The 19,139-nt window shown below is 69.3% G+C and carries 18 protein-coding genes; 14 read left to right on the plus strand and 4 right to left on the minus strand.

Translation table 11 applies throughout. The features are described from left to right. Nucleotides 1-5: 5 nt before the first annotated feature. Genes C8D87_RS20045 through C8D87_RS20055 form a run of 3 tightly spaced genes read left to right on the plus strand, consistent with a single transcriptional unit; the run spans nucleotide 6 to nucleotide 3,815 of the window. Nucleotides 6-1,853 (plus strand): ATP-binding protein, encoded by a 1,848-nt coding sequence (locus C8D87_RS20045; RefSeq protein WP_112227898.1) that lies wholly within the window; start codon nucleotides 6-8, stop codon nucleotides 1,851-1,853. Then, nucleotides 1,850-2,989, plus strand: coding sequence for an acyl-CoA dehydrogenase family protein (locus C8D87_RS20050; RefSeq protein ID WP_112227899.1), 1,140 nt, complete (start codon nucleotides 1,850-1,852; stop codon nucleotides 2,987-2,989). The genes C8D87_RS20045 and C8D87_RS20050 overlap by 4 nt, the downstream gene beginning before the upstream one ends. Nucleotides 2,990-3,002: 13 nt before the next feature. Further along, the gene (locus C8D87_RS20055) at nucleotides 3,003-3,815 is read left to right on the plus strand and encodes an alpha/beta fold hydrolase (RefSeq protein ID WP_112227900.1); all 813 of its coding nucleotides are present in this window, start codon (nucleotides 3,003-3,005) and stop codon (nucleotides 3,813-3,815) included. Here the strand turns inward: C8D87_RS20055 and C8D87_RS20060 are convergent. Then, complete coding sequence (locus C8D87_RS20060; RefSeq protein WP_146771795.1) at nucleotides 3,755-4,660, minus strand: helix-turn-helix domain-containing protein; 906 nt, start codon at nucleotides 4,658-4,660, stop codon at nucleotides 3,755-3,757. The genes C8D87_RS20055 and C8D87_RS20060 overlap by 61 nt on opposite strands. Nucleotides 4,661-4,839: 179 nt before the next feature. On the opposite strand from C8D87_RS20060, the gene C8D87_RS20065 reads away from it, so the two are divergent. The 3 genes from C8D87_RS20065 (at nucleotide 4,840) to C8D87_RS20075 (ending at nucleotide 8,439) form a co-directional block, all read left to right on the plus strand. After that, on the plus strand, nucleotides 4,840-6,003 hold the full coding sequence (locus C8D87_RS20065) for a S8 family peptidase (RefSeq protein WP_109637389.1): 1,164 nt from the start codon (nucleotides 4,840-4,842) through the stop codon (nucleotides 6,001-6,003). 77 nt (nucleotides 6,004-6,080) lie between these two features. Further along, nucleotides 6,081-7,154, plus strand: coding sequence for a S8 family peptidase (locus C8D87_RS20070; RefSeq protein WP_325049690.1), 1,074 nt, complete (start codon nucleotides 6,081-6,083; stop codon nucleotides 7,152-7,154). Between the two features lie 115 nt (nucleotides 7,155-7,269). After that, the gene (locus C8D87_RS20075; protein WP_109637392.1) at nucleotides 7,270-8,439 is read left to right on the plus strand and encodes a S8 family peptidase; all 1,170 of its coding nucleotides are present in this window, start codon (nucleotides 7,270-7,272) and stop codon (nucleotides 8,437-8,439) included. Nucleotides 8,440-8,486: 47 nt separating this feature from the next. Here C8D87_RS20075 and C8D87_RS20080 read toward each other — a convergent pair whose 3' ends face one another. Further along, a complete protein-coding gene (locus tag C8D87_RS20080; protein WP_112227902.1) occupies nucleotides 8,487-8,774 on the minus strand; it encodes a hypothetical protein in 288 nt (95 codons plus the stop codon). A gap of 118 nt (nucleotides 8,775-8,892) precedes the next feature. On the opposite strand from C8D87_RS20080, the gene aspS reads away from it, so the two are divergent. From aspS to C8D87_RS20100, 4 genes are all read left to right on the plus strand, one after another. Continuing rightward, complete coding sequence (aspS, locus tag C8D87_RS20085; RefSeq protein WP_112227903.1) at nucleotides 8,893-10,662, plus strand: aspartate--tRNA ligase; 1,770 nt, start codon at nucleotides 8,893-8,895, stop codon at nucleotides 10,660-10,662. After that, entirely contained in the window at nucleotides 10,662-11,603 is a 942-nt protein-coding gene (locus C8D87_RS20090) for a DUF389 domain-containing protein (RefSeq protein ID WP_109637400.1), read from the plus strand. The genes aspS and C8D87_RS20090 overlap by 1 nt, the downstream gene beginning before the upstream one ends. Nucleotides 11,604-11,705: 102 nt before the next feature. Next, nucleotides 11,706-12,878, plus strand: coding sequence for a hypothetical protein (locus C8D87_RS20095; RefSeq protein ID WP_112227904.1), 1,173 nt, complete (start codon nucleotides 11,706-11,708; stop codon nucleotides 12,876-12,878). 53 nt (nucleotides 12,879-12,931) lie between these two features. Then, nucleotides 12,932-13,702, plus strand: coding sequence for an SGNH/GDSL hydrolase family protein (locus tag C8D87_RS20100; protein ID WP_233442211.1), 771 nt, complete (start codon nucleotides 12,932-12,934; stop codon nucleotides 13,700-13,702). Nucleotides 13,703-13,928: 226 nt separating this feature from the next. On the opposite strand, the gene C8D87_RS20105 is transcribed toward C8D87_RS20100, so the two are convergent. Both C8D87_RS20105 and C8D87_RS20110 read right to left on the minus strand, forming a co-directional pair. Continuing rightward, on the minus strand, nucleotides 13,929-15,338 hold the full coding sequence (locus C8D87_RS20105) for a sensor histidine kinase (protein WP_112227906.1): 1,410 nt from the start codon (nucleotides 15,336-15,338) through the stop codon (nucleotides 13,929-13,931). Next, entirely contained in the window at nucleotides 15,316-16,041 is a 726-nt protein-coding gene (locus tag C8D87_RS20110; RefSeq protein WP_325049691.1) for a response regulator transcription factor, read from the minus strand. Before C8D87_RS20110 ends, C8D87_RS20105 begins: the two co-directional genes overlap by 23 nt. Before the next feature lie 188 nt (nucleotides 16,042-16,229). Here C8D87_RS20110 and C8D87_RS20115 point away from each other — a divergent pair, with 188 nt between their 5' ends. The 4 genes from C8D87_RS20115 to C8D87_RS20130 all read left to right on the plus strand — a co-directional run bounded on the left by C8D87_RS20115 (nucleotide 16,230) and on the right by C8D87_RS20130 (nucleotide 19,131). Continuing rightward, nucleotides 16,230-16,538 (plus strand): hypothetical protein, encoded by a 309-nt coding sequence (locus C8D87_RS20115; protein ID WP_112227907.1) that lies wholly within the window; start codon nucleotides 16,230-16,232, stop codon nucleotides 16,536-16,538. An 89-nt stretch (nucleotides 16,539-16,627) separates the two neighbouring features. Further along, nucleotides 16,628-18,277, plus strand: a complete 1,650-nt coding sequence (locus tag C8D87_RS20120; RefSeq protein WP_112228253.1) for a bifunctional metallophosphatase/5'-nucleotidase — start codon at nucleotides 16,628-16,630, stop codon at nucleotides 18,275-18,277. A 74-nt stretch (nucleotides 18,278-18,351) separates the two neighbouring features. Next, nucleotides 18,352-18,807 carry a hypothetical protein gene (locus C8D87_RS20125; RefSeq protein WP_109637410.1) on the plus strand — a complete coding sequence of 152 codons (456 nt, stop codon included), beginning with the start codon at nucleotides 18,352-18,354 and terminating at the stop codon, nucleotides 18,805-18,807. A 9-nt stretch (nucleotides 18,808-18,816) separates the two neighbouring features. After that, complete coding sequence (locus C8D87_RS20130; RefSeq protein WP_112227908.1) at nucleotides 18,817-19,131, plus strand: sunset domain-containing protein; 315 nt, start codon at nucleotides 18,817-18,819, stop codon at nucleotides 19,129-19,131. Nucleotides 19,132-19,139: the final 8 nt, after the last annotated feature.

Consider the following 19,139-nt stretch of genomic DNA (forward strand, 5'->3'; position numbering starts at 1 on the left):
GACCAGTGATCAAGACTCTCCTGATCGCCAACCGCGGCGAGATCGCCCGCCGGATCATCCGCACCTGCCAGGCAGGCGGAATCCGCACGGTCGCGGTCTTCTCCGACCCGGACACCGACGCACCGCACGTCCGGGAAGCCGACTTCGCCGTCAACCTGCCCGGCGCGTCCCCGACCGACACCTACCTCCGCGCCGACCTGATCGTCGAGGCGGCGCTCAAGGCGGGAGCGGACGCCGTCCACCCCGGCTACGGCTTTCTCAGCGAGAACGCCGGCTTCGCCAGGAAGGTCCAGGAGGCGGGCCTGACCTGGGTCGGCCCGGAACCGGACGCCATCGAGGCCATGGGCTCCAAGGTCGCCGCGAAGAAGCGCATGGCGGCCGCCGGTGTGCCCACGCTGCCCGAGCTCGACCCGGAGACGGTCACCGAGTTCCCGGTGCTGATCAAGGCATCGGCGGGCGGCGGCGGTCGCGGCATGCGGATCGTTCGCGAGAAAGCCGAGTTCGCGGACGCTCTCGCCAGCGCGCGACGTGAGGCCGAGTCGGCGTTCGGCGACCCGACGGTGTTCTGCGAGCCGTTGCTGGAGCACGCACGGCACGTCGAGGTGCAGATCCTCGCGGACACGCACGGCACGGTGTGGGCGCTCGGCGAACGCGAGTGCTCGATCCAGCGCCGGCACCAGAAGATCGTCGAGGAGTCGCCCAGCCCGGCGGTCACCGACGACATCCGCAAGCGCTTGTTCGCGGCGGCGACGGCCGCGGCCGAGTCGATCGGGTACGTCGGCGCGGGCACCGTGGAGTTCATGCTGAAGGGCGAGGACTTCCACTTCCTGGAGGTCAACACTCGCCTGCAGGTCGAGCACCCGGTCACCGAACTGGTCCACGGCGTGGATCTCGTCGAATGGCAGCTGCGGATCGCCGAAGGCGCAAAGCTGCCAACGCAAACGCCGGAACCGAACGGGCACGCCATCGAGGTCCGCCTCTACGCCGAGGACCCCGACCGCGACTGGCGCCCGGCGAGCGGCACCCTGCACCGGTTCCACGTGCCGGGGGACATCAGGCTCGACAGCGGTGTCGAGGACGGGGCGGAGATCTCGGTCCACTACGACCCCATGCTGGCCAAGGTGATCGCGCACGCACCGACGCGCGCGGCCGCCATCCGCAAGCTCGCGACCGCGCTGGAGAGTGCCCGGATCCACGGCCTGGTCACGAACCGCCGCCTGCTCGTGGACATCCTCAGGCACGACGCCTTCCTCAACGGCGACACGCACACCGGGTTCCTGGCGGAGCACGAGTTCGCCCGGACCGTCGACCCGCAACCGTTTGCGCTCGCCGCGGCGCTGGCCAACGCCGCCACCCGCAGGGTCGGGCACCTGCCGCTCGGCTGGCGCAACGTCCGCTCGCAGCGGCCGAAGGCGAAGTTCCTGGTCGGGGAAACCGAGATCGAGGTCGAGTACGACCCGAAGCAGGCCACCCCCGACGTGGTCGCTCTGGATTTGGACGGAGTGCGCACGCCGTTCCACGTCGCCCGGTACGGCGATCTCGTCGAGGTCGACTCACCGCGCGGCTCCGTCAGCCTCAGGATCGTGCCGCGCTTCCCCGAACCGGAGACCGGGCTCGCACCGGGCGCGACCGTCGCCCCGATGCCCGGCACGGTCGTCCGGGTCGGCGTCCAGCAGGGTGACCAGGTCGAGGCCGGTGCCGAGCTCCTGGTCCTGGAAGCCATGAAGATGGAACACCGCGTGCTCGCGACCAGCGCGGGCACCGTCACCGAACTCCTCGTCGAGAAGGCCCAGCAGGTCAACGCCGGCGACGTCCTGGCCGTAGTAGCCGAAAAGAGTGGAGACGAGCAATGAGCTTCGTCGAGTCCGAAGAGCGGATCGCGCTGCGCAAGGCCGTGTCCGAGCTGGGCGCCAAGTACGGCACCGAGTACTTCGTCGCCAAGGCCCGCTCGGGGGAGAAGACCACCGAGCTGTGGGAGGAAGCGGGCAAGCTCGGTTACCTCGGTGTCGCGGTGCCGGAGGAGTACGGCGGTGGTGGCGGCGGCATCGGTGACCTCGCGGCGGTGTGTGAAGAGCTGGCCGCGGCGGGATGTCCGTTGCTGCTCATGGTGGTGTCGCCCGCGATCTGCGCCACGGTGATCGCGAGGTTCGGCACGAGCGAGCAGAAGTCCAAGTGGCTGCCCGGTTTCGCGGACGGCACGCTGAAGATGGCGTTCGCGATCACCGAGCCGGACGCGGGATCCAACGCGCACCAGCTGAAGACGCACGTCCGGCGCGTCGGCGACGACTGGATCCTCAAGGGCACCAAGACGTTCATCTCCGGCATCGACGAGGTCGACGCCGTCCTCGTCGTCGCCATCCAGAAGACCGGGCCGGTGCTCGTCGTCGTTCCCACCAACGCCGAGGGCTTCACCTGGCACCAGATCGAGATGGACCTGCTAGCGCCGGAGAAGCAGTTCACGCTGTTCTTCGACGACGTCAGGCTGCCGGACGACGCGGTCGTGGGCTCACCGGACCAGGGCCTGCTACAGGTCTTCGCGGGCCTCAACCCCGAACGGATCATGGGCGCGAGCATGGCCACCGGTTCCGCCCGCCTGGCCATCAGCAAAGCCGTCACCTACGCCCAGCAGCGTCAGGTGTGGGACAACCCGATCGGTTCGCACCAGGGCCTCGCGCACCCGCTGGCGAAGATCCACATCGAGATCGAGCTGGCCAGGCTGATGACGCAGAAGGCAGCCGCGCTGTACGACGCGGGCCGTGACAAGGACGCCGGTGAGGCCGCCAACATGGCCAAGTACGCGGCCGGCGAGGCCATCGCGGCCGCCGTCGACCAGGCGATCCAGACCCACGGCGGCAACGGGCTCACCTCCGAGTTCGGCCTGGCGTCGATGCTCGGCATGTCGCGGCTCTCCCGGATCGCGCCCGTTTCGCGGGAGATGGTCCTCAACTTCGTCGCGCAAAACAGCCTGAAGTTGCCCAGGTCGTACTGACACACTGCGCGGCATGGGGACATTCAGCACGTATGACGGCACCAAACTCGCTTACCACGGCCCGTCCGGCCCAGATCCGCTGATCTGCCTGCCGGGCGGGCCGATGCAGGCGTCGTCCTATCTGGCCGGCCTGCCGCTCGGCGACGTGCTCCGGCTCGACCTGCGCGGCACGGGCGACTCCGAGGAAGCACCGAAGGAGACCTACCGGGCGGACCGGCAGGTCGACGACGTGGAAGCGTTCCGGCAGCACCTCGGGCTCGACAAGCTCAGGCTGCTCGGTCACTCTGCGGGCGGTACCCTCGCGATCCTCTACGCGGCGCGATTTCCCCAGCACGTCAAGGAAATCGTGCTCGTCGCACCCAGCCCGCGCGTCGTCGGCATCGACGTCACCGACGAGGACCGCCGCGAGGTCGCCCTGCGGCGCAGCGGCGAGCCCTGGTACCCCGAGGCCATCAAGGCCTTCGAAGAGATCTGGGCGGGCAACATGACGCCTGAGGCGTTCAAGCGGATCGGCCCGTTCTGGTACGGCCGATACGACGACGCCGCGCGCGAGCTCGAAGATCACCCGACCAACGACGAGGGCGCCCGGGAGTTCTACGCCGAGGGCGCACTCGACCCCGATGTCACCCGCGCGGCACTCGAGACCCTCGACGTGCCAGCACTTCTGATCGCCGGTGAGGTCGACGTCGCGCTACCGCCCAAGCGCGCGCAGGAGTACGCGGACCTGTTCCCACGCGCGCGGCTCGTCGTGCAGCCCGGCGCCGGTCACTTCCCGTGGGTGGACGACCCGGAGGCGTTCGCCGCCACGGTCCAGCGCATCCCGTAGAGGCCGGGACCGAAGTCGAGCGCGGCGGCGTGCGCGTAACCCCAGGAGTCCACCGGGGCCGGGCGTGCGCCGCCGTACATTTCCGTCCCGGCCGGACCGGACGCGAATTGCTCGCAGGAGGCCGGTGGGGACTCGGCGGGGAATTTGATCTCCAGCACGTAGTCGTGCACCCGTTCGGCGAACCGGCGGAAATGCGTGTGCTCCACCGTCGGATGTGGATAGATCAATTCGTACTCGATCGCCGCCGTCTCGCCGGGAGAGATCGGTTCGTCGAACAACAGCTCCGCGACGAGCACGCCGTTGGTCCGTTCGCGGGCGACCCTGCCGACGCGGCACGCGCGGACCGCGGTCAGCGCCGGCTGCGACGAACCCGTTTCCTGGCAGAGGATCCAGCGGTCCACTCCGGCCGCCGTCGCCTGCAGGACCTGACGTGACCTGACCGCGCGCACCCCTCCGCAGGGTGCGACGTCCACGCGGTCGTGCTGGGCGGTCAGGACGAGTCCTGAGCCGTCCCACGCCGTCCTCTCCGACAGCTCCCGCCTGCGTGAACGGCCGCGCGGCCGGGGCGGGCCGAGCAGGCGCGACAGTGCTGCCTCCGGCAGCCCGAGCACGTCCTCCAGCTGGGCGAGCGCCATCAGCGACTCCGGCCGCTCGGGTCTGCGCCTGCCCGACTGCCAGTAGCTCAGCGCCGTCACGCTGATCGGCGTGCCGCGGACCTTCAGGCGGTGCTGCAGCCGTTCCAGGCTGAGACCCCGCACCTGGATCGCCACCCGCAACGCGTCCGCGAACGGACCCGTCACCAACAGGTCGGCGAGCTCCTCGCGCGGTGGGTAAATCGTCAGCATCACCCCTCCGTTTCCCGGGGTCAAGCTCGGAAGGCTATCGGCAGCAAAGGGAACGCGGTACAGCCGATCGGCGGTTTTGCGCCGGTTCGAAACCCGGAAAGTTCAGATCTCGAGCCTATTACGCCGCCAATAGTCTCGATTGGGTTCCTGATCACCCCTGCGACGAACAGGACTACGCAATGCGCAAGACAGCAACCCTGCTCGGCTCGGCGGTCATGATCGCCGCGTTCGCGGCACCCGCCACCGCCGCGGCCGGTGAGATCCGCACGTTCGAGGGCGCGGACAACATCGCCGGCAGCTTCGTCGTGAAGCTCAAGGACGACCGGGTCACCGCGAGTGCCGCGACTCTCGGTGCACGGTTCGGCGGTCAGATCGGCCACGTGTACGACACCGTGTTCAAGGGCTTCTCGGTCAAGATGAGCGACGCCCAGGCCCGCAGACTGGCCGCCGACCCGTCGGTCGACTACGTGGAACGCGACCAGGTTCTCAGCATCTCCGCCACCCAGGTCAACCCGCCGTCGTGGGGTCTCGACCGGATCGACCAGCGCAACCTGCCGCTCGACCAGCGCTACACCTACAACAGCACCGGTTCCGGCGTGAACGCCTACGTCCTCGACACCGGTGTCCGGATCAGCCACCAGACGTTCGGCGGCCGCGCCAAGAACGGCCGCGACTTCGTCGACAACGACAACGTCGCGCAGGACGGCAACGGCCACGGCACGCACGTCGCGGGCACCATCGCGGGCACGCAGTACGGCGTGGCGAAGGCGGCGACCATCGTCGCCGTGCGTGTGCTGAACAACCAGGGCTCCGGCACGCTCGCCGGTGTCGTCGCGGGCATCAACTGGGTGGCGTCCAACCACGTCAAGCCCGCGGTGGCCAACATGTCGCTCGGTGGCAGCGCGAACTCCTCGCTCGACAACGCCGTGGCGGGCGCGATCACGCGCGGTGTCACGTTCGCGGTGGCGGCGGGCAACTCCAACGCCAACGCGTCCGGCTTCTCCCCGGCCAGGGTCGCGTCGGCGATCACGGTGGGGTCGACCGACCGCAACGACGCGCGCTCGTCGTTCTCCAACTTCGGCGCGGTCGTGGACGTCTTCGCTCCCGGCCGGGACATCACGTCCGCGTGGCACACCAGTGACACCGCCACGAACACCATCTCCGGCACCTCGATGGCGACGCCGCACGTCGCCGGCGTGGTGGCGCGCTACCTGCAGGGCAACTTCAACGTGACGCCCGCGCAGGTGTCGGCCGCGATCACCTCCAACGCCACCAACGGCAAGGTGACCAACCCCGGTGCCGGCACGACGACCAGGCTCCTGCACTGGCCGCCGACCAGCTGAACGGCACTGTGAGATGTGCGGCCCCGGCTCATTGCGAGCCGGGGCCGTTTTCCCCTGCACCGAAAGGAAGTCCGCACGTGAGAGCCCTGCTGACGGTCGTCGCCCTGGCGGCAGCGGTCGTGGTCGCCCCGGCGTCCGCGGCCACATCCCCGTACATCGTCGTGCTGCGTGACGGAGCCGTGTCGTCGTTCAGCGGCGCGGTCGAGCACCGGTACACCAGTGTTTTCAACGGTTTCAGCGCACGGCTGACCTCGCAGCAGCTGCGTGCGCTGAAGGCCGACCCGAACGTGTCCCATGTGGAGCGTGACGGGATCGTGCACGCGAACGGCACGCAGCTCAACCCGCCGTGGGGCCTCGACCGGATCGACCAGCGAGCGTTGCCGCTGGACCAGAAGTACTCCTACACGAGCACCGGCCGCGGCGTGAACATCTACGTGCTCGACACCGGCATCCGGGTGTCGCACACCGACTTCGGCGGCCGTGCCCGCAACGGCTGGGACACGGTGGACAACGACGCGATCGCGCAGGACGACAACGGCCACGGCACGCACGTCGCCGGCATCGCCGCCGGCACGAAGCACGGCGTGGCCAAGCAGGCGACCGTGTGGGGCGTGCGGGTGCTGAACGGGTCCGGCAGCGGCACGATCTCCGGCGTGATCGCGGGTGTCGACTGGGTGACGCGCAACGCCGTCAAGCCCGCCGTGGCGAACATGTCGCTGGGCGGCAGTGCTTCCGCGGCGCTGGACGACGCGGTCCGCCGTTCGATCGCGTCCGGCGTCTCGTACACGGTGGCCGCGGGCGGCAGCAACACCAGCCCCGTGAACTCGTCGCCCCAACGGGTTTCCGAGGCTGTCTGCGTGGGTGCGCTGACGACGAGCGACACCAAGGCGTCGTCGTCGAACTACGGCCCGCTGGTCGACATCTTCGCGCCGGGCGTCGGCATTCCGTCCGCCTGGCACACGAGCGACATCGCGACGAACACCATCTCCGGCACCTCGATGGCCGCCCCGCACGCGGCCGGTGTCGCCGCCCGCTATCTGGAGTTCAACCGCGCCGCCACTCCCGCACAGGTGGAGCGCGCGCTGGTTACCACGGGCACTCCCGGCACACCACCCGTCACTCGTATCCTTTACTGGCCGCCTTCACTGTGAAAGTGAATTGTTCGGCAATACAACCGCGTCTTAATCTTTAGTACACCCTTGGCAGGAACCGGGTCGCAACTTAGCGTCGAAAGTGTTCGTTCCCCTGCAAAGAACGGAATGCAGCATGACGCGAAAGATCCGGTTCCTGGCCGGTGCCGGTGCGGCGACCCTCGCCGCGTCGGTCCTGATGACGCCGGGAGCGTCCGCCGCCGAGGGTGAGATCCGCTCTCTGGGCGCCCCTGAGAAGATCGCCGGCAGCTTCATCGTGAAGCTGAAGGACAGCAAGACCTCCGCCCACTCCCTGGCTTCCCGCTTCGGCGCGAGCGTGGAGCGGAGCTACGCCAGCTTCGGCGGTTTCAACGTGAAGCTGACCGAGAAGCAGGCCAAGCGTCTCGCTGCCGACCCGTCGGTCGAGTACGTCGAGCAGGACCAGGTGATCCACACCCAGGCGACGCAGACGAACCCGCCGTCGTGGGGGCTCGACCGCGTCGACCAGCGCAACCTGCCGCTGAACAGCTCCTACAGCTACACGACCACCGGCTCCGGGGTGAACGTGTACGTCGTGGACACCGGCGTGCGCATCAGCCACTCCACGTTCGGCGGCCGTGCGGTCAACGGCTACGACGCGGTCGACAACGACAACGTCGCCCAGGACGGCAACGGCCACGGCACGCACGTCGCCGGCACCATCGCGGGTTCGCAGTACGGTGTCGCGAAGAACGCGCGCATCGTCGGCGTCCGCGTGCTGAACAACTCCGGCTCCGGCACGCTCGCCGGTGTCGTGGCGGGCATCGACTGGGTGGCGCGCAACCACCGGAAGCCGGCCGTGGCGAACCTGTCACTGGGCGGCGGCGCCAACTCCTCGATCGACGACGCCGTGCGCCGCGCCATCGCGGCGGGCGTGACGTTCGCGGTCGCGGCGGGCAACTCCAACGCCAACGCGTCCGGTTTCTCCCCGGCACGTGTCGGTGAGGCGATCACCGTCGGCGCCACCGAGCGCACCGACGCCCGCGCGTCCTACTCGAACTACGGCTCGATCCTGGACATCTTCGCGCCGGGCAGCAGCATCACGTCGGCCTGGCACACCGGTGACAGCGCGACCAACACCATCTCGGGCACCTCGATGGCCACCCCGCACGTCGCCGGTGCGGCCGCGCGGTACCTGCAGAGCAACCCGTCGGCCACGCCGGCTCAGGTCGCCTCTTACCTGATCGCGCAGTCGACGCCGTCGAAGGTGACGAACCCCGGTTCCGGTTCGCCGAACCGCCTGCTGTACCTCGCGCCCTCCGCGTGAGCTAGCACCGTCTGAAAAGGCCGCGGCTGTCGCCGCGGCCTTTTCGTTCAGAGGACCTGTTCCGCCACCGAGAGCGACGCCAGGTAGAGGACGACCATCAGCGCGGCACCGATCCACGGCCAGTAGGCACGCGGCTCTCGCAACGCGCGGAACCACGTCGCGAAGGTCGCGGACAGCCCTATGACGATGGTGCCGACCGTCGCCATCATGAACGGCGCGTAGCACGCGCCCGTGCACGCCTGCACCGGTGTGAAGCCGAGAATGCCGAAGAACAGCACGCCGACGGCGACCACGAACATCACGAGCATGCCGAAGACGGCCACCGGGATCCGCATGCGGAAAAGCTAGCGAACCTAGATCACTTCCGCCCGTGAAAGCCCTGCGTGAGAATCCGTCGGTGCCGTTGGCTAGCCTTGACGGCAAAGCTGACTTCGTCTACAAGGAGCCACCACCGTGTTGCGCACGCACGAGGCCGGATCACTCCGGGCCGAGCACGCCGGGCAGTCCGTCACCCTCACCGGGTGGGTCGCTCGCCGGCGTGATCACGGCGGTGTCATCTTCATCGACCTCCGCGACGCCTCCGGTGTCGCCCAGGTCGTGTTCCGCGAAGGCGAGATGGCCGAGCGCGCGCACAAGCTGCGGGCCGAGTTCGTCGTCAAGGTCACCGGCGAGGTGTCCAGGCGTCCGGAGGGCAGCGAGAACCCCGACCTCGCCACCGGTGCCATCGAGGTCTACGTCTCCGAGCTCGAGGTCCTGAACGAGGCCGCGCCGCTGCCGTTCCAGGTCGACGACCACCTGGAGGTCGGTGAGGAGGCCCGCCTCAAGCACCGCTACCTCGACCTGCGCCGCACCGCCCCGGCCAAGGCCATGCGCCTGCGCAGCGAGGCGAACCGGATCGCCCGCACGGTCCTGCACGCCGAGAAGTTCGTCGAGGTCGAGACCCCGACCCTGACCCGCAGCACGCCGGAGGGCGCGCGCGACTTCCTGGTGCCCGCCCGGCTGCGTCCCGGCTCCTGGTACGCGCTGCCGCAGTCGCCGCAGCTGTTCAAGCAGCTGCTCATGGTCGGTGGCCTGGAGCGCTACTACCAGATCGCGCGCTGCTACCGCGACGAGGACTTCCGCGCCGACCGGCAGCCGGAGTTCACGCAGCTCGACATCGAGATGAGCTTCGTCGAGCAGGACGACGTCATCGCGCTGGCCGAGAAGGTCATCAAGGCGCTGTGGAAGGAGCTGGCGGACCACGAGATCGGCACGATCCGCCGCATCCCGTTCGCCGAGGCCATGGCCAAGTACGGTACGGACAAGCCGGACCTGCGCTTCGACCTCGAGCTGACCGAGCTCACCGAGTACTTCAAGGACACGACGTTCCGCGTGTTCCAGGCGCCGTACGTCGGTGCCGTGGTCATGCCCGGTGGCGCCTCGCAGCCCCGCCGCACGCTCGACGGCTGGCAGGAGTGGGCCAAGCAGCGCGGCCACAAGGGCCTCGCGTACGTGCTCATCGGCGAGGACGGCACGCTGGGCGGCCCGGTCGCCAAGAACCTGACCGACGCCGAGCGCGACGGCCTGGCCAAGGCGGTCGGCGCGAACCCCGGCGACTGCATCTTCTTCGCCGCCGGTGACCGCAACGGCGCCCGCGCGCTGCTCGGCGCCGCGCGCAACGAGATCGCCCAGCGCGTCGGCCTGATCGACGAGAACGCCTGGTCGTTCGTGTGGATCGTGGACGCGCCGCTGTTCGAGGCCGTCGAGAACATCGGCGACGACGTGGCGGTCGGCAGCGGCAAGTGGACCGCGCTGCACCACGCGTTCACCTCGCCGACGCCGGAGTGGATCGACCGCTTCGAGGAGGACCCGGGCAACGCGCTCGCGTACGCCTACGACATCGTCTGCAACGGCAACGAGATCGGCGGCGGCTCGATCCGTATCCACCGCGCCGACGTGCAGCAGCGGGTCTTCAACATCATGGGCCTCACCGAGGAGGAGGCGCAGGAGAAGTTCGGCTTCCTGCTCGACGCCTTCAAGTACGGCGCCCCGCCCCACGGTGGCATCGCGTTCGGCTGGGACCGCATCGCCATGCTGATCGGCGGCTACGACTCGATCCGCGAGGTCATCGCGTTCCCGAAGAGCGGTGGCGGCTACGACCCGCTGACCGCGGCTCCGGCGCCGATCACGCCGCAGCAGCGCAAGGAAGCCGGCGTCGACGCCAAGCCCGACCAGAAGGCGTAATGCTGCGGCTCAGGGTGGTCTGCCCGGCAGACCAGACCGAAGCCGCGCTGACGATCCTCCGCGACCACGCAGGAGCCACCCACCTGGTGGTCCTGCGTGGCGCGGCGATCGATCCCGAGGGTGATCTGATCACCGCCGACGTGGCGCGGGAGGCGGTCGACGAGATCGTCATCGCGTTGTGCGACCTGCACATCGACCACACCGGTGGTGTCACGATCGAAACGATCGACACCTCGCTGTCCGACCACGCCGACCGCGCCGAGGAGAACGCTCCCGGCGAGGGCTCGGACGTGATCGTGTGGGAGGAGCTGATCGCGAAGTCCGGCGAGGAGTCCCGGCCGAGCGTGACCTTCCAGGCGTTCCTCACCATCGCCTGCCTGCTGGCGGCGGTGGGCGTCGCGACGAACTCTCCGGTCACGATCGTCGGCGCGATGGTCGTCGGTCCGGAGTTCGGGCCGCTCGCCGCCATCGCGGTCGGCCTCGTGGCGAAACGGATGGACCTGGTCAAGCGGGCGGCTATGGCACTCGTGATCGGCTTCCCGCTGGCCATGGTGATCACGTCGGCGCTGACGTGGTTCGGTGAGCTCGGCGGGCTGTTCGACCGGGCGTCGTTGCTCAACGGTCACCAGGTCGACTTCGTCTACGAGTTCGGACCGTTCTCGCTGATCGTCGCCCTGCTGGCGGGTGCGGCGGGCATGCTGTCGATGACGTCGGCCAAGTCGGCGGCGCTCGTCGGTGTGTTCATCTCGGTCACCACGGTGCCGGCGGCGGGCTACGCTGCGCTGGCCGCTGTTCTCGGAGTGTGGGACAGAGTGGGACCTGCTGTTGCCCAGCTGGGCATCAACTTGATCGGTATTGTCGCGGCCGCTTCGCTCGTCCTGTTGATCCGCAGGCGCAGGGCAACGGATGGTGTTTCCACACGTCCACTGTCCAAGGGGTGATCCGGAAACAGCGCGAGCCGTTATCAACGAGTGGTGGTAGTCGCAGCCTGGCCGGATTAGCGTCGGTCCGGCTCACGGACATGGGGAGTAGGGTCGGAGGGGATGAGCGTGGAGATCACCGCGGGCCCTCCCGAGACGACTTCACCCGAGATCGTCGAAGCTGTCGACGCGGCCGAGCGGGTACTGACCAAGCGACTGGGCGCACAGGTGCGCCTGGCTGACCCCGAGGCTCTCGGGGGTACCGGTCGTTCCGTCGTCATCCGGGTGAGAGTCGCGTCCTCGCCGTTCTCGATGCCCCGCACCCTGGTCGTGAAGCGGTATCCGGCCGCGAGCGGCGACCGCGACCCGTGGGCGCACGAGGCCGTCAGCCACCAGCTCCTCACCGCGCTGCCCGCGGAAGAGCGCGCCACGCCGGAACTGTTCGCCCACGACGCGACGTCGCGTCTGGTCGTGCTGGAAGACCTGGGCCGTGCGCCCCGGTTGTCCGAGAAGCTGCATTCGGGCGACGCGCGCGCCGCGGAACGTGGCCTGTTGTCGTGGGCACACGCCATGGGCCGCCTGCACGCCACCACAGCGGGCCGTGACGCGGACTTCGACGCGTTGATGCGCCGGGCTGGTGCGCAGTGCTGCCAGGACCCGATCGCGGTCGACGTGCACGCGGCCATCGCCGGGTTACCGGCGCTGCTCGGGTCCACGCTGGGGGTGGAGACTTCCCCGCAGGCCACCGAGTTCGCCGCCGACGCCGCACGGTCGTTCAGCTCGTCGAGGCGGCGTGCGTTCAGCCCGTCGACGTCCTGTCCGGACAACCACCTGGTCACCTCGCGCGGTGTCCGGTTCGTCGACTTCGAGGGCGGCTGTGTCCGCGACATCGTGTTCGACGCGGCCGCGTTGCGCGTGCCGTTCCCGTCCTGCTGGTGCGGGTGGGGCCTGCCGCCGGGCATGTCCGAGGCCATGGTCGCCGCGTGGCGCGCCGAGGTCGGGTCGGTGTGGCCCGAGATGGACGACGACGCGGTGCTCTTACCGCGCCTGCTCGAAGCCCAGCTGCTGTGGGTGTGGCTCGCGACGTGGCGGGCGCTCTCCAAGCCGATGCCGAGCGGCGACAACGCGCCACCGCGCAGTGTCGTGCTGGCGGGCCGGTGGGTCAGGCTGCGGTCCGACGCGCTGATCCTGGGTGAGAAGACGGTCGCCTCGCACGCGGACGCGGTGGTCGGCGCACTGGTCGACCGCTACGGCGCCGAGGTGCTCGAACTCGCGCTTTACCCTGCATTTCGCTGAACCGTTCCCGCGCGGTCATTCCGGGATCACCGGGCACGCTGATGCTGAGTCGCGTGCTGGTGCTACTCGGTGACTCGACGGCGGTCGGGATCGGCGACCTCGTTCCCGGCGGCTGGCGCGGCTTCGGCCCGATCCTCGCGTCCGCGTTCGGCGGCAACGGCTATCGCAACCACGCCGTCTCCGGCGCGCGGCTGGCGGATGTCCGGCGCACCCAGCTGCCGCAGGCACTGCGGGAGAGGCCCAGTGCCGCCGTCGTCATCGCGGGCGTCAACGACACCCTCCGGTCGGACTTCTCGGTGCGGCGGATGTACGAGGACCTCGACCACATCTGCCGCGAGCTCACCGCAGCCGGGGCTTCCGTGGTCACCGTGCGGTTCCACGACCAGGGCCGCGTGTTCAAGCTGCCCGGACGGATGCGGCGGGTGCTGAAGGATCGCATCGACGAGTACAACCGCGTGATCGACGTCGTCGTCGCACGGCACGGCGTCCGCTGTGTCGATCTCCACACGCTGCCGGGGGCTTACGAGCTGGAGACGTGGGCCGTGGACCGGCTGCACCCGTCCGAGCGCGGCCACCGGATGCTGGCGCAGGCGTTCGCCGGTGAGCTGCGCGCTCTCGGGCACCCGGTCGGCGAGGTCAGCCTGGAGTGCTCCGGCGGTCGCGAGCTCACGGTGTGGCACCACGTCGCGTGGCTCGTGGTGAAGGGGATTCCGTGGCTGTGGCGCAGGGGTGCGGACCTGCTGCCGTTGCTGTGGATCGAGGAGACAGCGGTCGAAGGGCCGGTGCCGGGGGAGGCGCTCCCCGCTGACACCGGCCGCCTCTGAGGCTCAGCCCGCGGCCGTCAGGTCGTAGATGGTCTGACCGCCTGCCGTGACGGCCTTGAAGTTCGCCGCCACCCTTCCAGCTCGTCGCACCGGCCTGGGTGGCGGCCGAGTAGTAGGCGTTGGCCCAGCCCGAGTCACCCAGCGGCCACAGGTACAGCGCGGCGGTCGCGACCAGCAGGACCGCCAGCGCCAGGCGTTCTCGTCTCATGCGGACGAGATTCGCGGCCTACCCTGGGTCGGTCGTGTGCTCTTGCTGTGAACGACCTGTGCGCCGTGACGTCCTCAGGGAAACGGCGAAAGTCGTGCGGCCGGGCACGCTCTCCACGGACACCTCACCGTCGTGCGCACCGACCACGGCGGCCACGATCGACAGCCCCAGCCCGGTGCTGCCCGCCGCCCGCGACCGCGAGGAGTCCCCGCGCGCGAACCGTTCGAACACCTCCAGGCCCTCGGGGATGCCCGGTCCGTCGTCCGTGACGGTCAGGTCCACCCGTCCGTTGTGGACGGACAGGTCGGTGGTCACGGTGGTGCCCGGCGGGGTGTGCGTGCGGGCGTTGGACAACAGGTTGCCGATCACCTGGTGCAGCCGTTGCACGTCGCCCGGAACGATCACGGGGTCCTCCGGCAGCGCGAGCTTCCAGCTGTGGCCGGGACCCGCGATCCGCGCGTCACCGACGACGTCGAGCACCAGCCGCGAGAGGTCGACGTCCTCGCTCTCCAGCGGACGGCCCGCGTCGAGGCGGGCCAGCAGCAGCAAGTCCTCGACCAGCGAGGTCATTCGCAGCGCTTCCGACTCGACCCTGCCCATCGCGTGCGCGACCTGTGGTGGCACCTCCTCGGCGGAGCGCCGGGTCAGCTCGGCGTACCCGCGGATGGCTGCGAGCGGTGTTCGGAGCTCGTGCGAGGCGTTCGCGACGAACTGCCGCACACGCGTTTCGCTGTCGTGCCTGGCTTTCAGCGCGTCACCGATGTGCCCGAGCATCTTGTTGAGCGCCAGTCCCACCTTGCCGACCTCGGTGCGCGGATCGGTGTCCTCGTCCGGCACCCGTTCGGCGAGCGCAACCTCTCCTTCGTGCAACGGCAGTTCGGACACCCGCGTCGCGGTGTCCGCGACGCGGTCGAGCGGCACGAGTGCGCGCCGCACGATCACCCGGCCCGCCAGTGCCACGGCCGCCGCTCCCGCGACGACGAGCGCGGCGAGGATCCAGACCATCTGCCACACCACGTCCATGACGGGCGCCAGCGGCAGGCCCTTGATCCTCATCATCCGATCGGTGACGACGCGGAACTCGCCGACCTCACCGAGGTCGACCGTGTGCGGGCCGGACGGCACCGCCGCGAGTGCGGAGATCTCCTCGGCAGTGAGCCGGCGCGGCTCCTGCCAGCCCGGCAGTTCGACCGTGCCCTGGATGGTGCCGTCGGGCCGGATGATCGCGTTGAGACCGGGGGCGCCGTAGGGTGAACCGGGCGGCGGTGGTTTGAGGTTCGTGATCTCGCGGTCGAGGTTGCCCATCAGGAACGCGTGCAGCGCGAGCACCGCGACTCCGCCGATCACCAGGCACAGTGCGGTGAGCAGCACGATCTGGCCGGCGACGAGCTTGGCGCGCAGCGTTCTAGGTCGCAGGTTTGAGGACATAGCCAGCGCCTCGCATCGTGTGGATCATCGGAGCGCGTCCGGCGTCGATCTTCTTGCGCAGGTAGGAGATGTAGAGCTCGACGATGTTCGCCTGACCGCCGAAGTCGTAGCTCCAGACCCGGTCCAGGATCTGCGCCTTGCTCAGCACCCGGCGCGGGTTGCTCATCAGGTAGCGCAGCAGCTCGAACTCCGTCGCCGTCAGGTCGATCGAGTCGCCGCCGCGGGACACCTCGCGCGTCTCCTCGTTGAGCGACAGGTCCCCGACGACAAGGCGGGCGCCCGCGTCCGCGTCGGTCACGCCGGTGCGGCGCAGCAGTGCGCGCAGCCGCAACACGACCTCCGCCAACGAGAACGGCTTGGTGACGTAGTCGTCGCCGCCCGCCGTCAGCCCGGCGATGCGGTCCTCCACCGCGTCCTTCGCGGTCAGGAACAGCACCGGCAACACCGGGAAGTCCGCGCGCATCTTGCGCAGCACCTCGAAACCGCCGAAGTCCGGCAGCATCACGTCGAGCACGACCACGTCCGGCCGGAACTCGCGTGCCGTCCGCACCGCCGACTGGCCGTCGAGAGCCGTGCGGACGTCCCACTTCTCCATCCGCAGCGCCATCGACATCAGCTCGGCCAGAGTGGACTCGTCGTCCACCACGAGCACCCGCACGGGCTGCCCGTCCGGCCTGCGGAGTTCGGTCTTCATCGCGCGCATGGCTCCCATCGTGAACGCCGACCCTGTGTACCAGCTGTGAGCGCCGCGCACAGCTCAGGCCTACGCCCGGCACAGGTTCGGCGCAGACTGCGCCGCCACGGTGGCTGACATGACCGAACAACAGCCCCCGGAGTGGGGCGCACCCGAGCAGGCGGCACGGGCCAGCAGACCGGCATGGCCCCGGTGGCATGGGCGGGGTGCCGCCGGAAGGGCGGCAGGGCGGGCCCTTTCTCGGCCTCGGCTCCGGCACGGCCACGCACGGCGAGTTCCAGACCGGTGAGGTCACGTCGATCAGCGACACGTCGCTGGAGGTGAAGTCGACCGACGGCTACACGAAGACCTACGTGATCGACGCCGGCACAGTGGCCGAAGGTGTCGAGAAGGGTGACACCGTGACGGTGATCGCCACCACAGAGGACGGCAAAACGGTGGCGTCGAACGTGGTCGAGCCTGGTCAACGCGGTCAGCGGAACCAGCAGGCCCCTCCAACCAGATAGTTACCGGGTCAAGCGTGAGTGGTTATGGTCGGAAGCATGCCCGACCACAACCGGAGGTGAGCGGTCTGCGCACGTTCACGCTGACGGTGATGGGCACCACTGACCTGCACGGCAATCTCTTCAACTGGGACTACTACCTGGACCGCGAGTTCGACGACTACGCGCACAACGACGTCGGCCTCGCGAAGATCTCCACGCTCGTGTCCGGAGTGCGAGACGACGTGGGGCGGCATCGGACGTTGCTGCTCGACGCCGGTGACACCATCCAGGGCACGCCGCTCGCCTACTACTACGCGAAGGTCGAGCCGATCACGCGCGCACACGTGCACCCGATGGCGGCAGCGATGAACGCCATCGGGTACACGGCGGCCGCGGTGGGGAACCACGAGTTCAACTACGGGCTGCAGGTGCTGCGGATGTTCGAGCGGCAGCTGGACTTCCCGCTGCTGGCGGCCAACGCGATCGACGTCTCCACCGGCCTGCCGGCCTTTGCGCCGTACGTGGTCAAGACCGTGTGGCGCACGGGCGGGCCGCCGTTGCGGGTCGGGATCCTCGGCCTGACCAACCCCGGCATCGCGGTGTGGGACCGCGCGGTCGTCGAGGGTCTGCTGACGTTTCCCGGTCTCGTGGAACAGGCGCTGCACTGGGTGCCGGAGGTGCGGGCCAAGTCCGATCTCGTGATCGTGGCGGCACATTCGGGCGCCGATCTCTCGTCGTCTCTGGGGGATCAGGTGCCGTTCCCGGAGAACTGCGCGGAACTGGTCGCCGAGACCGTGCCGGGCATCGACGCGATTCTGGTCGGGCACGCGCACGTGGAGATCCCGCAGCGGTTCGTCACGAACAAGGTGACGGGCCGGCCGGTGCTGCTGACCGAGCCGTTGTTCTGGGGCAAGCGTTTGTCGCTGATGGAGTTCGACCTCCAGGTCGACTCCCGCTGGGAGCTCGTGGGATCGCGCTCTTCCGTGCTGTCGTCCGCTTCCGTGGACGAGGACCCGCGGATAGTGCGGCTGCTGCGGCGTGACCACGAGAAGGTCGTCACGTACGTCAACGCGCGGATCGGCACGTGCCTGGAGGCGATGTCGGCCGCCCGGTCGCGGTTCGAGGACACGCCCGCTCTCGGTTTCATCAACCACGTGCAGGCGCTGGAAGTCGCGAAGTCCACGTCGTTGCCGGTGATCTCGCTGTGCGCGCCGTTCAACCGCGCGGCGGCGATTCCGGCGGGGGAGGTGTCGATCCGCGACGTCGCCGGGCTCTACATCTTCGACAACACGTTGCTGGGCGTGCGGATGACCGGGGCTCAGCTGCGCGACTTCCTGGAGGAGTCCGCGCGGTACTTCCGGCAGGTCTCCGGGCCCGGCCCCTTCACCGCCGCCGAGGTGTCGGCCGACGTGCCGGACTACAACTTCGACATCGCCTACGGGCTGTCCGCGCCGCTGACCTACGGCATCGACATCGCTCAGCCGGAGGGGTCGCGGATCGTCGGGCTCGCCTACGACGGCGTCCCGGTCTCGGACTCGTTCGAGTTCGCGGTCGCCGTCAACAACTACCGGCAGGCGGGCGGTGGCGACTTCCCGCACATCGCGTCCGCGCCCGTGCTGCACAACCAGCAGCAGGAGATCCGTCAGCTGCTGATCGACTGGGTCAAGGCGGCAGGCGTGCTGGACCCCGCCGCGTTCACCCGGTCGGACTGGCGGTTGGTGGCGTCCGGAGTGCCCGTGGTGATCTCCACGAACGGGTGAATTCGGGCGTGTTGTCCTGGGAGTTCTGCTCCAGGTGGTGGCATGGGCTCGTCCGAATGAGATAGGTCAGGCGCGTGCAGCTATCGCAGCGCGTCTTCGTCGGCGCTCTCGTCGTGCCGGTGCTGCTCGCCTCGGTGGGCACCGCGTTCCGTCCCGTCGCCGAGATCGAGCCCGGCCACCTGGTGTTCGCCGTGCGCTCGTCCGAGATCGTGCTGGCCGGCACCGCGGGCACCGCCGTCGAACGGCAGGAGGTCGTCGACGCCGTGCGCGAGCTGACCGCCGCCCACCGCGTCACCGACATGATCACCCCCAACGCGGGCGAACGGATGCCCGTATCCCCGGCCGCCGCCGCGTCGTTGCTGGGGGTGGTGCTGGACCACGACGTCACCGAGTTCACCGGCGTCGTCCACAAAGGACACCTGACCGCGTCGGCGCGCGTGGCGGACCCGGAGCGCGCGGGGATGCTGAGCGACGCCCTGCACTCGGCCGTTCCCGGTCTGCGCGTCGACGAGGACTTCACTACGGGCTAGGAGCGTTCGTTGTTCGGGTTCTTCATCCAGATGTTCCTGCTGTGCGCGGGCGCGTTCCTCGCGGGCGTGCTGCTGACGTGGCTGACCATGCGCGCGCGTCCCGATGCACCCGAGGTCGCCGGCGCGCCGCTGTCGATCATGGAGGAGCCGGTGCCGTCCGCGCCGGCGATCAAGGCGAACTCGCGCACGATGATGTTCCACACCCCGGAGTCGCCCTACTACAAGCGGATGAAGGGCGACGCGTTCTTCCACTCGCCGGAGGATGCGCGCCGGGCCGGTTACACCATGTGGACGCCGCGGCCCCGAGTGCCTGCGGTGTCCTAGATCCCGGT

Source organism: Lentzea atacamensis (genome assembly GCF_003269295.1).
Lineage (GTDB): Bacteria > Actinomycetota > Actinomycetes > Mycobacteriales > Pseudonocardiaceae > Lentzea > Lentzea atacamensis.

What these genes read in the sequence shown, in the direction of transcription:
- C8D87_RS20050 (WP_112227899.1), top strand. Translation starts at nt 1,850, where the DNA reads ATGAGCTTCGTCGAGTCCGAAGAGCGGATCGCGCTGCGCAAGGCCGTG.
- C8D87_RS20055 (WP_112227900.1), top strand. Translation starts at nt 3,003, where the DNA reads ATGGGGACATTCAGCACGTATGACGGCACCAAACTCGCTTACCACGGC.
- C8D87_RS20060 (WP_146771795.1), bottom strand. Translation starts at nt 4,660, where the DNA reads ATGCTGACGATTTACCCACCGCGCGAGGAGCTCGCCGACCTGTTGGTG.
- C8D87_RS20065 (WP_109637389.1), top strand. Translation starts at nt 4,840, where the DNA reads ATGCGCAAGACAGCAACCCTGCTCGGCTCGGCGGTCATGATCGCCGCG.
- C8D87_RS20075 (WP_109637392.1), top strand. Translation starts at nt 7,270, where the DNA reads ATGACGCGAAAGATCCGGTTCCTGGCCGGTGCCGGTGCGGCGACCCTC.
- C8D87_RS20080 (WP_112227902.1), bottom strand. Translation starts at nt 8,774, where the DNA reads ATGCGGATCCCGGTGGCCGTCTTCGGCATGCTCGTGATGTTCGTGGTC.
- C8D87_RS20090 (WP_109637400.1), top strand. Translation starts at nt 10,662, where the DNA reads ATGCTGCGGCTCAGGGTGGTCTGCCCGGCAGACCAGACCGAAGCCGCG.
- C8D87_RS20095 (WP_112227904.1), top strand. Translation starts at nt 11,706, where the DNA reads ATGAGCGTGGAGATCACCGCGGGCCCTCCCGAGACGACTTCACCCGAG.
- C8D87_RS20105 (WP_112227906.1), bottom strand. Translation starts at nt 15,338, where the DNA reads ATGTCCTCAAACCTGCGACCTAGAACGCTGCGCGCCAAGCTCGTCGCC.
- C8D87_RS20110 (WP_325049691.1), bottom strand. Translation starts at nt 16,041, where the DNA reads ATGCGCGCGATGAAGACCGAACTCCGCAGGCCGGACGGGCAGCCCGTG.
- C8D87_RS20115 (WP_112227907.1), top strand. Translation starts at nt 16,230, where the DNA reads ATGGGCGGGGTGCCGCCGGAAGGGCGGCAGGGCGGGCCCTTTCTCGGC.
- C8D87_RS20120 (WP_112228253.1), top strand. Translation starts at nt 16,628, where the DNA reads ATGGGCACCACTGACCTGCACGGCAATCTCTTCAACTGGGACTACTAC.